Source organism: Amycolatopsis sp. CB00013 (assembly GCF_001905755.1).
Lineage (GTDB): Bacteria > Actinomycetota > Actinomycetes > Mycobacteriales > Pseudonocardiaceae > Amycolatopsis > Amycolatopsis japonica.
The window spans coordinates 307,542-321,099 of sequence record NZ_LIWC01000002.1 but is presented as its reverse complement, the minus strand read 5'-3'; the positions used below and the strand labels follow the sequence as shown (position 1 = coordinate 321,099).

The following is a 13,558-nucleotide window of genomic DNA, read 5'->3' as shown; positions in this document are numbered from 1 at the left end:
CGCGACCGGTGCGAAAATGGACGTCATGCCAGGTGAAGACGAGGACAAGCGCTCCGCCGCGGCGGCGAAACGACGGGTCGACGAGATCTTCGGCGACGTCCTGCCGGACACGACCTCCGACGAGCGAGAGCCGGGGCGGCGCACCCCGGACTCCGACTCGTGGTTCCTGGAGAACCGGCCGCCTCATCACGACCGGTGAACCGGGTCAGCTTTGGCGGTTCTGCTGCGCGCGGAGCAGGTCGCGGATCTCGGTGAGCAGTTCGACGTCGGTCGGCTCCGCCGGGCCCGCCTCCTCGCCGCGCTTGCGCCGCTCCTGGACGTGCTTGACCGGCAGCACGATCACGAAGTAGACGACGGCGGCCACGATCACGAAGTTGATGGCCGCGTTGATCACGCCGCCGAAGTCCATGAACGTCGAGTCGTTCGCGCTGAGGATGTTGAACCCCAGCCCCTTGGCGGCGTCCGAACCGCCGATGGCGTTGATCAGCGGTTTGATCAGGCCGTTCGTGAAGGCCGTGACGATCGCCGTGAACGCGGCGCCGATGACCACCGCGACCGCGAGGTCGACGACGTTCCCGCGCATCAGGAAGTCCTTGAAACCCTTGAGCAAGACGCTCTCCTCTTCACCTGGGACGGTTCGCCGACCGTCCCGTTCCATACCGGGGGGACGCAGGCGCCCGCCGCCATGGGCAGGCGCGAGCTAGCGGAGGGTAACCGTTATGGACCGTTCCAGCGAGATGGCGGCGACTCGTGTCGCGATCGCGGAAGGCAGGGAAAGCAGCACCAAAGGTCCTTTGCTCCCGGTGCTGGGAGCCGTCGGGTCGCGGGCCGCCTGAGCCCCCACGGCCGCCACGACAGCCATGCTGGCCAGCACAGACGCTTCGCGCCCGGCCTCGGCGGCCGCGACGACGTCGACCCGCTGGCCCGGCCTGAGCAGCTCCGTGACGCCGGCGTCGGCGAGCCTCACCGGGACAGTTGAACTCTCGGGATCACCCGATCCGGGGATGGCCGCGTCCAGCAGGCGGACGTCGGTCAGCGGTTCACCCGCCCGCGCCGCACCGACGAGCAGCCGTCCCTCCACCGTGGCGGGCAGGCCGATGGCGCCCTGTGGACGGACGTCGTCCGGGAGATCGACGAGCTTGAGGTCGGCGGCCCTCAGCACCGACCCGGCCGGGAGGTCGCGGGCGGAGACCACGGTCGCGGTGCCGGGCGCACCGCGTGCGGAAGCGGGAAGGAAGAGCGCGACCAGGCCGCTGAGCAGCAGGGACAGGGCAAGCCAGCGGCGGAGCAGTCGCGCGGGCCTGCCGCGAAGTCTTCGCAGGACGGGCAGAGCGTGGAGCACGGGATTCCCCCTCGTCGATCGGTGATGATCTCGACGCTAGGGGCGGCACGCGGCCCTGGAAAGAACGAAAACCCCCGGCTGTGGATAACCGGGGGCCTGTGGACAACTCGGGACGTCAGGAAGCGGCGGCGGCCGTTTTCGTCGTACCCGTGGAGGAGGATGCCGCGCTCTTGGTCTCCGACTTGGACTCGGTCTTCGACTCCGACTTCGTCTCGGTCTTGGCCGGGGCCGCGGTCGTGTTGGCCTTCGAGTCGCGCGAATCGTTGCGGTAGAAACCGCTGCCCTTGAAGACCACGCCGACCGAGCTGAAGACCTTGCGAAGCGGTCCCGAGCACTGCGGGCACACGGTCAGGCTCGCGTCGGAGAACGACTGCACGGCCTCGAAAGCGTGGTCGCATTCCTTGCAGGCGTACTGGTAGGTGGGCACTGCTGCTCCTTCGTGCATTGGCACTCAGCCGACAAGAGTGCTAACGCCTAACGGTACCGGGGCATTCCGACGCAGGTCAAACAAGGTTTCCCAAGGTCACATGAGGACCTGGTCACGCCCTCTGTTCCGTACCTGTTCCGTGCCGGACCGAGATCGGCTCTGGTCCAGGGTACGAGCCGTCATGAGCTGGGCGGTCTCCGAGCGTGCGCCCTTGCCGGGCTGATTCGTCGTACAAGTCTGATCGAAGTCTTGTGTCGATCAGGCGTCGTAGTTCTGCCCCTCTGTCCTGACAGGCTGGCTATCGGTCGACATGACAGCACGCGGTGGCAGTCTGGCCCTGTTTCCTCGCCCCTGCCGCTGTTAGCACCGGGCTGCCAGGGTCAAGGGGGAGCGCAGCTCATCGCGCAGCGACACCGTAGGCGCCCTTGATGCTGGCAGGCTGGTGTTAAACGATCGTGCGGCGAGGAACTGGTCACTCGGCGGCACTCGGGACTCCGTGTCGTAAGGCCTATTGATACAGATTGATACAGACATGCCGGGCAACGTCCCAGGTGTGGGCACACCCGGGGTTTACGTTGACACGGCCGGGGTCCGTATACGGACTTCGGAAGCTCATCGCCGGAGCTGTCCAAAGAACAGCCCCGGCGACGAAACCGCAGGTCAGCGCTGGTACCAGGTTGCGACGCCTAGCAGGACCAGCACGACAACGGTTACTGCGTGGTTCACCGTCAGTGTCACCTTGCCGGTGATGCTGACGGTGAACCGGTTCTTCCGGCCCCGTTGAGACATGGGCCTTCACCTACCTCATCCCCTGAGGCACCGCGCGGGCGCTGTACCCGGCAGCGTCGAGAGTCAGGGCGCTTCCTCGACGGCCGTCCGAGGAAGCGACTGGAGCAGGCTTCGGAGCCAGAGTAGAAGCTCGACGGTGCGGCAATCGGGAAGACACGCGGAGATGGGTGCGCGCATGACGTGCGCATTAACGTTGTAGCGGCGGCGCGCTGCGGGAGCTGCCCTACGGCGGGCTCGCCCGGCGGCGCCTGCCGGGAGCGGAGCGGTAGGCCGACGTCGCCTTGTGGGCGTAGTCCGCCGGACGGGTGGTGACCCGCGCGCCGCCACCGGCGGCACCTTGATCCCATAGAGCCAAGTTCGGCAGCTCTGCCAGCCCGGGAGTGTGCAAGGCTAATTGGTCTTGTCTCGTCAGGCCAGTATGCTTGGAAGCTGACCGACACCGGCAAGACAGGCAGGAAATGGCGTATCCAGATCAAGATCAGATCGCGAGATGCGATCCAATATTAGACTGGATTGACGAGCATTACCTTCGGGCAGATCCCTATGCTTTTAGTGATTCTGACTTTCGTCCAATTTTGCGACTCCTTGCATCGAGGCTCGAAGTAGATCCTAATGGCATTTTTTGTATCGGCTCCGGCGCGGTCGGACTGTCGTTAGACCCCGGCAAGATCGCAGACGGTAAACTAAAAAGGTTCGATCATGAGTCGGATATAGATCTAGCGATCGTATCAGAGGTTCACTTCGAGACGGCTTGGCGAGACCTGAGAAGGGCGGCACAGCCGACATTTCAACCGTTAGATCGAGAATTTGCGGATAACCTAAAATGGCAGAAGAAACGCTTCTTCGATGGGGCTATACTTGCCAACGTGCTGCTTCCTTTCCTCTCGTTTGGACCACACTGGATTTCGGTGAGTACCGAGTTATCGGAGAAGGTGGCGATAGCGTTGGATCGTGAGGTTGCCGTGAACTTCTGGATCTATCGAGATTATTGGAGTGTGCGAAATTATGTCTCTTCTGGTCTCATGAAATGCAAGGAGAAGCTTCTTTGAGTGCGGACTCTGACGGTTTGGTATTCGACGAGCAGGTTGCTCCGACCAGCTCAAGTCTTAATATTAACTATTTTCAGCAAGTGCACGCTATTGGCGACCTGGTCTTGAGGGCGGCATTTCAGCGAAATCTTGTATGGAATGAGACTCAGCAAAGCTTGCTTGTTGACTCAATACTTCGCGGACTGCCTGTACCTGAGGTGTACATCCAAAGGAGTACATCTCCTGATGGCGAAGAAGAAACAATTGTTGTCGACGGACAGCAGAGAATCACTACCTGCTTGCGCTTCCTTGCCAATCGGCTGCGCCTCGTCCAGGATGACGAGGTAAAGGAAGAGTGGCGAGGAAAGATCTTTGCGGAACTTGAACCGGAGCAAAAGCAGCGCTTCCGTAGCTTTGAATTCATTGTTAGGAAGTTGCCTGACCTTAACGAAAGTGCTTTACGAGAGGTTTTTCGTAGGCTCAATCGCACTGTAGAGTCGCTCGAGTCGCAAGAGCTGCGGCATGCAGCTTATACGGGTCCATTTGTTAAGCTTGTTGAGCAGTTGGCTGCCCGCCGAGTATTCGGGGAGATCGGCGTTTTCTCGGCAAAGGACTACTTGCGGAGAAGGAACGACGAATTTTTCGCCGAGGTTATCTTCGCGACTGCATCAAACGCATTTCCTAATAAAAAAGAAGGCCTAGACCAACTCTTCGTGACGTACGAGAAGCAGGGTTTCCCTCCTGATCTTCAGGAGCGTTTAGAGCGCAGCTTCGGAAGGATACTTGAACTTCTTGCAATCTACTCGGTTAGATTAAAAAAGACTCGCTTCAGGAACAAGTCGGACTTCTATTCCTTGCTTGTATTCTTGATGGCTCACGCTGATCGTTTGCCATTGACAGGAGATCGAGTAGATCAGTTCATTCAGAGGCTTGCAGAGTTCTCTGACGCAGTCAATGAGCTGAAGCGCGAGCAGGCGAACGAGGATCAAGGCGAGTTGTTTGTTAAAACTGCTGTCACAGTTCCTGCGGCGCGTTACCTTCGAGCGGTTGAACGTGCAGCGAGTGACCGCCTAAATCGAGTTAGGCGAAATGAAGCGCTCAATGATGCTCTAGGTGAAATTTTTACGCAAGAGGGTAGTAAGCCTTTAGTGCAGAAGGACGCAGAGTGGAGGAATGTCCAGGAGGTTGACGAGGACTCTGATGACGAATTGCAGGAGGAAGCCGAAAAAATCCGTTCTCGGCAAGTTCTTCTGAGTTCAAGGCAAGACGACTTCTAGGCATCTTCAGACACATTGCAGCGTGTAGATGTGGTGTCATGGTGGTCAAAGTCGCGCTTGACGACGAGGAGGGGGGCAAGTGACCCCCTTGTTGGCATGCGGCTCTTCGTGCGGAGACGCGATGTCGTCGATACCGTGAACAGGTGGATTTGACGGCGTGGGCTAGTAAGTTGGCGGCTAGACGGCTCAGCGTGGATTTGCCGCGTCGTTGGGAGCATTCCCGGGGAGTATGCAAGCGGCTGAGTGCGGCGGAACGGCTGTTTTCTGCCGACAATGCGCAGGTGCTCACGGCAGCGGGCCTCGTTCACGACATTGGGTACGCACCCGACCTGGTGGCTACCGGGCTGCATGCGCTGGACGGCGCGCGATATCTCCGGGAAGCTGGGGCTCCGGATCGGTTGTGCGCGTTGGTGGCGCATCATTCGGCGGCGTATCTGGAGGCAAAGCTGCGGGGTCTGGCTGACGACCTGGCTGACTGGGGCGACGAGCGGACGCCATTGAGAGACGCTCTGTGGTGGGCCGACATGACGACCTCGCCGGACGGCGAAGTTGTGACCTTCGAGGAGCGCGCAGCGGAGATTCAGCAGCGGTACGGACCGGATGACGTCGTGTCGACGTTCATTCAGCTAGCGCGGCCGGAGTTGGCGGGTGCTGTCGAGCGGACGGAAGCTCGGTTGTGGGAGGCGGGCATCGACTATGTGTAGAACGGCTGGTCAGCACCCTTGAAGCCGCAGGCGATCCTGAACCGAATGGCGGGGTGGATGTTGAGGCCGTCCAGCTTGGCTGGTTCGACCCACAGAACCTCTTTGCTCTCGCTGCTCGTGCGTAGCTCGCCGGAGACCGGGCGGGCACGGAAGCAGAGTGAGAACTCCTAGCGGACCTCACCGTCGTCGTACTCGATGACGTAGTTAGGGGCGGAGAAGATCCTGATGAAGCCGGTGACGTCGACGGTCACATGAGGACCTGGTCACGGCACCTGTGCCGCTACGGAGCGGGGCCCGCTTCCTGCCAGGCGATCCTCATCTGCCGGAGGTGAGACATCTATCCCGTATAGATATTGTGTATCTAGACGGGCTAGATTCACGTGGGCGGTGAAAGCGACGAAGTACAGAGACGTGCGGTGGGCACTTCTCGACGAAGGCTGCGCTCACAGACCACAAGAACGTCTCCCCCGGAGTCGTGGACGACGTCATCAAGAAACTCCCGTGCCTACCGAAGGGGTGGCTGCAATGACCGGCACCTACGTCGTCTTGGCCAAACGCTGGAAGCGTGGCTGGGAACTTCATGTCGACGGTGTCGGTGTCACGCAGGCGGGCACTTTGTCCAAAGCGGAAGCCGTCGCCCGTGAGTACATCGCGTTCGCACTGGATCTCGATGACGAGAACTCCTTCGATGTGGACGTCGTCCCTCAGCTCGACGCCGAGTTGGCGGAGCAGGTCCGGTCGGCGCGTGCCGACGTGCGAGACGCGGAACGTCGGCAACGCGAGGCGGCGGCGAAGCAGCGTGAGGTGGCGAAGAATCTTGGAGCGTCCGGATTGTCCGGGCGAGAGATAGCCGCTGTGCTGGGTCTGACACCTCAGCGTGTGAGCCAGCTGATCGGTGGTTCCGCGGGAAGGGCTGCCGCGAAGAGCAGGACTCCTGCGAACAAGATCAAACAGAAGAGAGCGGTCGCCGGCGGCTGACGTCGGAGTGCGGGAAGGGCGGTCACCATGTCGCAAGAGGATCCGTTCGGCGGCAGGAACCCGACCAGTCACGAGCGGATGACCGGCCTGCCCTGGGACGCCTCGTACCTCGAAGGCCCCGCCCCCTGGGATTTCGGCGGACCCCAGCCCGCGGTCGTGCGGGCGGCTGGAAGCTTCACCGGCACGGTGCTCGACGCGGGCTGCGGGTCGGGCGAGAACGCGCTTCACCTCGCGTCGCGAGGGCTTCCGGTGCTGGGCGTCGATGTCGCCGAGACGGCCCTCGCCATCGCACGGCGAAGGGCGAGCCAGCTCGGGCTCGACGCCGAATTCTTGACGGCGGACGCGCTTCACCTGGAGCGGCTCGGGCGGCGGTTCGACACCGTGCTCGATTGCGGGCTCTTCCACGCTTTCGACGCGGACGAGCGCGTCGCGTACGTCAAGAGCCTCGAAGCGGTCACCAAGGGGACGCTCTACATCCTGTGCTTCAGCGACGGCGAGAACGCCGGGCCCCACCCGGTAAAACGTGAAGCGCTGACAAAGCCCTTCGGGGCAGGATGGCGTGTGAAGGCCATCGTGGAGGAGCGCGTCCGGACGAGGTTCCACGACGAAGCGGGCGCTCCCGCGTGGTTCGCGACGATCGAAAGAGAGCCGTCGGATGAGTGAGTTGCGAGATCTCCTGGCCGACGTCGCCGCCCGCGTCACCCGATACCGCGAAAGCGTCGCCGACGCCCCGGTCTTCCCGGACGACACGACGGGCGTCCGGGAGAAGCTCGGCGAACTGCCCGAAAAGCCCACGCCGCCCGCCGACGTGATCCGGCGGCTGGCCGACGCCGTCGAGCCGGCGTTGGTGGCGAACACCGGGCCGAGGTACTTCGGTTTCGTCACCGGTGGCGCGCTCGACGCCGCGACCGCGGCCGACATGCTGGCGACCGGATGGGACCAGCCCGCGTTCAACCAGGTCACCTCGCCCGCCGCCGCGATCGTCGAGGAAGTGGCGGGCGAATGGCTCAAGGAGGTCCTCGGTCTCCCGGCCGGTGCCTCGTTCGGCTTCGTGACCGGCGGACAGGGAGCGAACACGGTCGGCCTGGCCGCCGGCCGGCATCACCTGCTGGCGCGGGCGGGATGGGACGTCGAGCGCCGGGGACTGCAGGGGGCGCCGCCTCTGCGGGTCGTCGCCGGAGAAGAACGGCACGCGTCGATCGACCGGTCGCTCCGTTTGCTGGGCCTGGGCACCGACGCGGTGCGGCCGGTGCGCGCGAACGGCCAAGGTGCCATCGACATCGCCGATCTCGAAAGGACGCTTGACGGGCCCGCAATCGTTTGCCTCCAGGCCGGGAACGTGAACACCGGCGCTTTCGACGACTTCGCCGCCGCGACGGAGATCGCCCGCCGGCACGACGCGTGGGTCCACGTCGACGGCGCGTTCGGGCTCTGGGCGGCCGCCGCGCCCACGCTCAGGCGATGGACCGCGGGCCTGGACGGGGCCGACTCCTGGGCGGTCGACGGGCACAAGTGGCTCAACGTCCCGTACGACAGCGGCTACGCGTTCTGCGCCCATCCCGAGTCGCACCGGGCCGCCATGGCGGTGACCGCTGCCTATCTGACCGGCCAGGGCGCCGATGGGGTGCGAGCGCCGGGCGACTTCGTGCCGGAGTCCTCCCGCCGGGCGCGGGGATTCGCGACGTGGGCCGCGCTCAGCGAGCTCGGCCGCGAGGGCATCGCCGAGATGGTCGAACGATGCTGCGCGCTGGCCAGGAGGTTCGCCGGGAAACTCGAGGCGTGCGAGGGCGTCACCGTCGTGAACGACGTCGTGCTGAACCAGGTGCTCGTCGCCTTCGACGGGGAAACCGACCGCGTCGTCGAAGCCCTCCAGCGGTCCGGCGAGTGCTGGATGGGCGCGACCACCTGGCACGGACGGCGCCTGATGCGCATCTCCGTGTCGAACTGGAGCACGACCGAAGCGGACGTCGATCGCAGTGTCGAGGCGATCAAGGCGGCACGGAAGAGCGATCAGGAATCGAGAAGCGTCGAGAACCGGTCTCACCTAGCGTGACCGTCATGGACATCGCCATTCACGGAAGCTTCCTTCCTCAGACCGACCCCGAAGCCGCACTGGCCTTCTACCGCGACCTCCTCGGTTTCGAGGTGCGCAACGACGTCGGCTACGACGGCATGCGCTGGCTCACCGTCGGCCCGCCGGGGCAGCCCGTGTCGATCGTGCTGCACCCGCCCGCCGTCGACCCGGGCATCACCGACGACGAACGCCGGGTGATCAGCGAGATGATGGCCAAGGGCACCTACGCGGGGATCCTGTTCTCCTCCGACGACCTCGACGGCCTCTTCAAGCACCTGCAGGAGGCGGGCGCCGAGATCATCCAGGAGCCGACCGACCAGCCGTACGGCCTGCGTGACGGCGCCGTCCGCGACCCGTCCGGGAACCTGATCCGTATCCAGCAGCGCGTCTGACGTTCATCGGGTGCGGGCGCGGACGTGGATCCGCTCGCCCTGTTCGCCGAAGAGGCTGAGCACCTCGACCCGCCCGCGGCCGGTGGCGCCGAACCAATGCGGCGTCCGGCAGTCGAACTCGGCGGCCTCGCCGGGACCGAGTACGACGTCCTGGTCGCCGAGCACGAGCCGCAGCCTGCCTCGCAGCACGTAAAGCCATTCGCGGCCGGTGTGGGTTCGGGTGCGGGGCTCGTCGTCGCTCGCCGGGATCGTCATCTTGTAGGCGCGAGGCCCGTCCTCGTGCCGCGTGAGCGGGATGAGCGCCCGGCCGTCCGAAGGCGCTTCGAGCACCCTCGGTGAGGCGACGATCTCGTCGACGCGCAGGCCCAGTGCGGCGATCACCGGCAGCAACAGTTCGAGGCTCGGCTTGCGCTGCCCGGATTCCAGGCGGGACAGGGTGCTGGTGGAGATCCCGGTGGCGCGGCTGAGCTCCACCAGCGTCGTGCCTTTCTTGTCCCTGGCGCGGCGCAGCCGGGGCGCGATCAGTTCGATCGCCGCGGTGACGGCGGGTTGGCTCTCCATGCCGCCAGCAGAGCAGCTCGTCCCGGTTCCGGCAAAGTTCTTTGCCGAAACAGCCAGAATCTCCCGATGCTGGCGCCATGATCGAGACGAAACGCCTTCCCGCCGGGGTCTACCTCCTCGCCTTCAGCCTGTTCGCGATGGGGAGCGCCGAGTTCCTGATGGCCGGGGTCCTGCCCGCGGTCGCCGCCGATCTCGGTGTCTCCCTGTCCTCCGCGGGCGCGCTCATCACCGCGTTCGCGCTCGGTGTCGTCCTGGGCGGCCCGCCGTTCGCCGTGCTCAGCCTGAAATGGCCTCGGCGTACGGCGTTGATGACCACGCAGGCCGCCTTCGCCGCAGCCATCGCCGTCGGCCTGCTCGCCGACGACTACTGGATCCTCCTGGTCACCAGGTTCGTCGCCGGTCTCGCCTACGCCGGGTTCTTCGCGGTCGCCACCGTGACCGCGATCAGCCTGGTGACCCCCGACCGCAACGCCCGCGCCTCCGGCGTCGTCGTCGCCGGGCTCAGCGTCGCTATGGTGGCCGGGGGACCGGTCGGCACGCTGCTGAGCAACCTCACCGACTGGACCGGCGGCTTCTGGGGAGTCGTGACGCTGACCGTCGTGGGCGTGGTCGCGTGCGCCGTCGGCCTGCCCGCCACCGCGCCTTCGGCGGAACCCAGCCTTTCGGGGGAGCTGCGCGCCATGCGGACGCCGCGCCTCTGGGGCGTCTACGCGATCACCATCCTGAGCACCGCCGCGTACATGGTGTCCTTCAACTACCTGGCGGCGATGCTCGCGGACGTCGTTCCCGCGGTCTGGATCCCCGCGGTCCTCGCGCTGTTCGGGATCGGCGCCTTCGCCGGACTGTCGATCGGCGGCCGCATCTCCGACCGCCGCCCGCATCACGCTCTGCTCGGCGGCGGCGTCGGCATCGCGGTCTTCTCGGCGATACTCGCTCTTTTCGCCACTTCCGTCTGGGTCGTCGTGCCGACGGTGTTCTTGCTGGGCATCGCGGCCTTCGTGCTCAATCCGGCGCTCTACGGGCGGGTCTTCACGATCGCCGCGTCCGCCCCGACACTGGCCGGCGCGACCACCGTCTCGGCCTTCCAGCTGGGCATCAGTCTTACTCCCGCCTTCGCCGCCGGGGCGCTGAACCTGGGTGCTTCGCTGGCCGCCATCCCGTGGATAGGCGCGGGTCTGGCGCTGGTCACGGTGCTGCTTGTGCTCGTTTGCTAGCATGCGAGCATGGCTCAGGTCGAGAAACGGCAATTCAACGTCTATCTGCCGCCCGACCTCATCAAGCGGGTGAAGCACGCGTCCGTCGACGCGGACGAGTCGCTCTCGTCGTTCGTCGAACGGGTGCTGGAGGAATACCTGCTGCGGACCAGTGAGGAACGCGAGCGATGAAGATCATGCCGATCCGCTACAGCGCGGACGTCGAGGCCATGACACGGTTCTACGAGGTGCTCGGCCTGCGGACCGGGCCGGTGTCGCGCCCCGGCGGCTGGGTCGAAATGCCCGCCGAGGCCGGGATGCTGGCCATCCACCGGTCGTCCGGCGACGACGTCGGCCGCTGTGAGCTGGCCTTCGAAGTCGACGAACCACTGGAGGACGTCGCGGAACGCTTGCGGGCAGCCGGATTCGAACCGGGCCCGCCGATGGACGAGGGCTACGGTCACTCGCTGCGCGTCCAGGATCCCGACGGGGTCTGGGTACAGCTGAACCGGTACGACCGAGACCTCTACACATGACCGGAATCCGGCTGGCGGTCGGCATCGTCGCGCTCGAATTCGCGGCCGCCGTCACCGGTTTCGTCGCCTCCACCTTGCTGCCCGTCGTCGCCGGCGATCTCGACGCGAGGACCGACCTCGGACTCCTGATCGCCGGTTCGACGCTGGGGTTGTTCGTCGCGCTTCCCTTGGCGAGCAGGGTCCTCGGCCGGCTGGGCCCTCGCGGCACGCTCGCCGTCGGGATGGTCGCCTACCTCGGCGGACTCGCTCTGGCCGCGTCGGCACGGACGGCGTGGATGTTCGCCCTCGGCCAGTTCTCCGCCGGGCTCGCCAGCGGCCTCCTGGCGATTTTCGGTGTCAGCTCGGCGATCCGGCATCTCGACGACCGGCTGCGGATCCGCGTGATCGCGGCGTCGTCGGCGATGTGGATCGTGCCCGCCCTGGTCGGCCCGGCCGCGACGCTCGGCCTGGAACATCTCGTCGGCTGGCGGTGGACCCTGCTGCTTCCGGTGCCGTTCGTCCTTTTCGGACGGTTGCTGGTCGTGCGTGCCGCGCGCGGCGACGCACCCGATGCCGCTTCACGGCCCTTGCTGCGGACGCTTTCGGTGCCGCTGGGAGCGGCGATCGTCGTGTTCAGCGCGGGTTTCTGGCCGCTCGCGCTCGCCGGGGCGGCGATCACCGCCGTCGGGATGATCGCGATCCTGCCGCCGGGCACCGCACGGCTCCGGCCGGGGACCCCCGCAGCGCTCGGCGCGATGGTGCTGTTCGCGATCGGCTATTTCGGCGCGGACAGCCTGATCACCGTGCTCCTGACGAGCGGTTTCCAGCTGAGCCTCGGGCAAGCGGCGATCGTGCTGAGCGCCGCCCCGCTCGGCTGGGCGGTGACCAGCCTCGTCGCGGCCAAGTTCTCCTCGGCACGCTTTCCCGTCGTGGGCCTGAGCCTGACCGCCCTCGGCACCGCGGCCGTGGCCTTCGGTGGTTCGTTCGCCACAGCCCTCGTCGCCTGGACGGTCGCCGGAATCGGCGTCGGACTCGCTTACCCGGGCCTGTACATCAGGGCCACGACGGCGGACGCGAGCGGTTTCACCGCCGCCGAACTGGCGACCGCCGTCATCACCGCCGAATGCGTCGGGCAATTGCTGGGCAGGGCCGTCGGCGGTGCCTTGAGTTCCTCGGGCACCGGATTGTTGGCTTCCTACGGGCTTTTCGCGGCCGCCCTGGCGGCGGCCGCGTTCGCCGCGAGTCGTCAGTCGATGAGGACGTTCTTGTAGAACAGGTTCGCGTAGCGGTTGATGTTGTCCATGCTGCTACGCGATCCGAAGCCCATGTACAGCCGGGTTTCCCCGGCCAGGCTCCGGTAGATCCCGAGCCCCTCCGGCTCACGGAACACCAGCGACTGCCCCGCCTTGGTCAATGCGCGGCTCTTCACGGTGCCCGTGTTCATGTCGATGCAGGTGACGTAGGAGTTGATGTCGGCGGGGTCCGCGTGTCCCGTACCGTCCAATGTGTACAGATACTGGCCGTAGATCGTGTAGCCCTGGAACGTCACCGGCACGGTCGACAGCGCGGGTTGCGCGAAATGCGCCAGCGGCGAACTGAAGTTACCGGCGGCCGCGGACGCGAGCGGGTAGACGCTGTAGAACATCTTGCCGTTTTCCTTGCGGCGTACCGCGATCCGCTTGTTGATCGGATCGGTGGCGCAGGTGATCGTGTCGCTGCCGGTGAGGAACTTCTTCACCGAAGGCGTGCCACCGTTGACGAACTTGAACCGGGCCAGCGCCGTCCCGCGGCCGGCACTCGTGGAGCCGTCCGAGTCGCATTCCATCCAGATGTAGGAGTCGGTGCCCACCGGTTCGACGCCGATCGACACCCCGTGCCCGGCGTTGTTCAGATGCATCGAGCCCTGGATCTCACCGGAGAAGTTGACCTGGGTGACACACAGGTCGTCGCCGGTCCCGCCGTTGCGGGCGTTCACGATGAAGATGCGCACGTTCTGGTTGTCGAACGCGAAACCCTGCATCACGTGGTGCGATTCGTGCAAGATCTTGCTGCGGAACTCGTCATAGGACGGCTTGGTGAGGTCGAACCGCTTGGACGCAGGCACCGCGGCCGAAGCCGGTCCGGCGAACACCGCGCCGGTACCGAGCAGCGCCGTCGTCGCGGCGAGACCACCACCGGCCCGCAGCAGCGAACGCCGGGAGAACGGGGACCGGACGGGGTCCGTGGGCAGCTGCTCGGACATGGGCGCTCGCCTTCGTCGGGTTTCGCGGTCCGATCG

General features: G+C 65.4%; 19 protein-coding genes. 12 read left to right on the top strand and 7 right to left on the bottom strand.

Annotated features, from left to right (window positions below):
* The first annotated feature begins 25 nt into the window (after positions 1-25).
* Positions 26-199, top strand: coding sequence for a hypothetical protein (locus AMK34_RS11445; RefSeq protein WP_174491993.1), 174 nt, complete (start codon positions 26-28; stop codon positions 197-199).
* Positions 200-205: 6 nt separating this feature from the next.
* Here the strand turns inward: AMK34_RS11445 and mscL are convergent, their stop codons facing one another.
* The 5 genes from mscL to AMK34_RS43715 form a co-directional block, all read right to left on the bottom strand.
* A complete protein-coding gene (mscL, locus tag AMK34_RS11440) occupies positions 206-610 on the bottom strand; it encodes a large-conductance mechanosensitive channel protein MscL (protein WP_038508148.1) in 405 nt (134 codons plus the stop codon).
* Between the two features lie 90 nt (positions 611-700).
* Positions 701-1,342, bottom strand: a complete 642-nt coding sequence (locus AMK34_RS11435; RefSeq protein ID WP_073845110.1) for an SAF domain-containing protein — start codon at positions 1,340-1,342, stop codon at positions 701-703.
* 115 nt (positions 1,343-1,457) lie between these two features.
* Positions 1,458-1,769, bottom strand: a complete 312-nt coding sequence (locus AMK34_RS11430) for an FmdB family zinc ribbon protein (RefSeq protein WP_037340509.1) — start codon at positions 1,767-1,769, stop codon at positions 1,458-1,460.
* A gap of 660 nt (positions 1,770-2,429) precedes the next feature.
* Positions 2,430-2,558 (bottom strand): hypothetical protein, encoded by a 129-nt coding sequence (locus AMK34_RS43720; protein ID WP_274534429.1) that lies wholly within the window; start codon positions 2,556-2,558, stop codon positions 2,430-2,432.
* A 223-nt stretch (positions 2,559-2,781) separates the two neighbouring features.
* A complete protein-coding gene (locus AMK34_RS43715; RefSeq protein WP_274534428.1) occupies positions 2,782-2,913 on the bottom strand; it encodes a hypothetical protein in 132 nt (43 codons plus the stop codon).
* A 103-nt stretch (positions 2,914-3,016) separates the two neighbouring features.
* On the opposite strand from AMK34_RS43715, the gene AMK34_RS42635 reads away from it, so the two are divergent.
* From AMK34_RS42635 to AMK34_RS11400, 7 genes are all read left to right on the top strand, one after another.
* Positions 3,017-3,607, top strand: a complete 591-nt coding sequence (locus AMK34_RS42635) for a hypothetical protein (protein WP_143202432.1) — start codon at positions 3,017-3,019, stop codon at positions 3,605-3,607.
* The gene (locus AMK34_RS11425) at positions 3,586-4,863 is read left to right on the top strand and encodes a GmrSD restriction endonuclease domain-containing protein (RefSeq protein ID WP_083649839.1); all 1,278 of its coding nucleotides are present in this window, start codon (positions 3,586-3,588) and stop codon (positions 4,861-4,863) included. The genes AMK34_RS42635 and AMK34_RS11425 overlap by 22 nt, the downstream gene beginning before the upstream one ends.
* Positions 4,864-5,006: 143 nt before the next feature.
* Positions 5,007-5,567, top strand: a complete 561-nt coding sequence (locus AMK34_RS11420) for an HD domain-containing protein (RefSeq protein ID WP_073845106.1) — start codon at positions 5,007-5,009, stop codon at positions 5,565-5,567.
* Positions 5,568-6,092: 525 nt separating this feature from the next.
* Positions 6,093-6,545, top strand: coding sequence for a hypothetical protein (locus AMK34_RS11415; protein WP_073845104.1), 453 nt, complete (start codon positions 6,093-6,095; stop codon positions 6,543-6,545).
* 27 nt (positions 6,546-6,572) lie between these two features.
* Positions 6,573-7,208: a class I SAM-dependent methyltransferase gene (locus AMK34_RS11410; protein ID WP_198941669.1), complete on the top strand. Its 636-nt coding sequence runs from the start codon at positions 6,573-6,575 to the stop codon at positions 7,206-7,208.
* Positions 7,201-8,598: a pyridoxal phosphate-dependent decarboxylase family protein gene (locus AMK34_RS11405; RefSeq protein WP_073845102.1), complete on the top strand. Its 1,398-nt coding sequence runs from the start codon at positions 7,201-7,203 to the stop codon at positions 8,596-8,598. Before AMK34_RS11410 ends, AMK34_RS11405 begins: the two co-directional genes overlap by 8 nt.
* Positions 8,599-8,603: 5 nt before the next feature.
* Positions 8,604-9,011, top strand: a complete 408-nt coding sequence (locus AMK34_RS11400) for a VOC family protein (protein ID WP_038522339.1) — start codon at positions 8,604-8,606, stop codon at positions 9,009-9,011.
* Between the two features lie 3 nt (positions 9,012-9,014).
* Here the strand turns inward: AMK34_RS11400 and AMK34_RS11395 are convergent, their stop codons facing one another.
* Entirely contained in the window at positions 9,015-9,572 is a 558-nt protein-coding gene (locus AMK34_RS11395) for a helix-turn-helix domain-containing protein (protein ID WP_037340514.1), read from the bottom strand.
* A gap of 77 nt (positions 9,573-9,649) precedes the next feature.
* Here AMK34_RS11395 and AMK34_RS11390 point away from each other — a divergent pair, with 77 nt between their 5' ends.
* Genes AMK34_RS11390 through AMK34_RS11375 form a run of 4 tightly spaced genes read left to right on the top strand, consistent with a single transcriptional unit; the run spans position 9,650 to position 12,551 of the window.
* Complete coding sequence (locus tag AMK34_RS11390; protein ID WP_073845100.1) at positions 9,650-10,786, top strand: MFS transporter; 1,137 nt, start codon at positions 9,650-9,652, stop codon at positions 10,784-10,786.
* A 9-nt stretch (positions 10,787-10,795) separates the two neighbouring features.
* Positions 10,796-10,957 (top strand): hypothetical protein, encoded by a 162-nt coding sequence (locus AMK34_RS11385; RefSeq protein WP_016337362.1) that lies wholly within the window; start codon positions 10,796-10,798, stop codon positions 10,955-10,957.
* Complete coding sequence (locus AMK34_RS11380) at positions 10,954-11,301, top strand: VOC family protein (protein ID WP_073845098.1); 348 nt, start codon at positions 10,954-10,956, stop codon at positions 11,299-11,301. The genes AMK34_RS11385 and AMK34_RS11380 overlap by 4 nt, the downstream gene beginning before the upstream one ends.
* On the top strand, positions 11,298-12,551 hold the full coding sequence (locus tag AMK34_RS11375; RefSeq protein WP_073845096.1) for an MFS transporter: 1,254 nt from the start codon (positions 11,298-11,300) through the stop codon (positions 12,549-12,551). The genes AMK34_RS11380 and AMK34_RS11375 overlap by 4 nt, the downstream gene beginning before the upstream one ends.
* On the opposite strand, the gene AMK34_RS11370 is transcribed toward AMK34_RS11375, so the two are convergent.
* A complete protein-coding gene (locus tag AMK34_RS11370; protein WP_073845094.1) occupies positions 12,527-13,522 on the bottom strand; it encodes a phage baseplate protein in 996 nt (331 codons plus the stop codon). The two genes, AMK34_RS11375 and AMK34_RS11370, sit on opposite strands and share 25 nt — an antisense overlap.
* Positions 13,523-13,558 lie beyond the last annotated feature (36 nt).

Bases quoted from the DNA above. Each gene is read 5' to 3' on its own strand.
- AMK34_RS11445 (WP_174491993.1), top strand. From the start codon at position 26: ATGCCAGGTGAAGACGAGGACAAGCGCTCCGCCGCGGCGGCGAAACGA.
- AMK34_RS43720 (WP_274534429.1), bottom strand. From the start codon at position 2,558: ATGTCTCAACGGGGCCGGAAGAACCGGTTCACCGTCAGCATCACCGGC.
- AMK34_RS42635 (WP_143202432.1), top strand. From the start codon at position 3,017: ATGGCGTATCCAGATCAAGATCAGATCGCGAGATGCGATCCAATATTA.
- AMK34_RS11425 (WP_083649839.1), top strand. From the start codon at position 3,586: ATGCAAGGAGAAGCTTCTTTGAGTGCGGACTCTGACGGTTTGGTATTC.
- AMK34_RS11415 (WP_073845104.1), top strand. From the start codon at position 6,093: ATGACCGGCACCTACGTCGTCTTGGCCAAACGCTGGAAGCGTGGCTGG.
- AMK34_RS11410 (WP_198941669.1), top strand. From the start codon at position 6,573: ATGTCGCAAGAGGATCCGTTCGGCGGCAGGAACCCGACCAGTCACGAG.
- AMK34_RS11405 (WP_073845102.1), top strand. From the start codon at position 7,201: ATGAGTGAGTTGCGAGATCTCCTGGCCGACGTCGCCGCCCGCGTCACC.
- AMK34_RS11400 (WP_038522339.1), top strand. From the start codon at position 8,604: ATGGACATCGCCATTCACGGAAGCTTCCTTCCTCAGACCGACCCCGAA.
- AMK34_RS11395 (WP_037340514.1), bottom strand. From the start codon at position 9,572: ATGGAGAGCCAACCCGCCGTCACCGCGGCGATCGAACTGATCGCGCCC.
- AMK34_RS11390 (WP_073845100.1), top strand. From the start codon at position 9,650: ATGATCGAGACGAAACGCCTTCCCGCCGGGGTCTACCTCCTCGCCTTC.
- AMK34_RS11385 (WP_016337362.1), top strand. From the start codon at position 10,796: ATGGCTCAGGTCGAGAAACGGCAATTCAACGTCTATCTGCCGCCCGAC.
- AMK34_RS11380 (WP_073845098.1), top strand. From the start codon at position 10,954: ATGAAGATCATGCCGATCCGCTACAGCGCGGACGTCGAGGCCATGACA.
- AMK34_RS11375 (WP_073845096.1), top strand. From the start codon at position 11,298: ATGACCGGAATCCGGCTGGCGGTCGGCATCGTCGCGCTCGAATTCGCG.
- AMK34_RS11370 (WP_073845094.1), bottom strand. From the start codon at position 13,522: ATGTCCGAGCAGCTGCCCACGGACCCCGTCCGGTCCCCGTTCTCCCGG.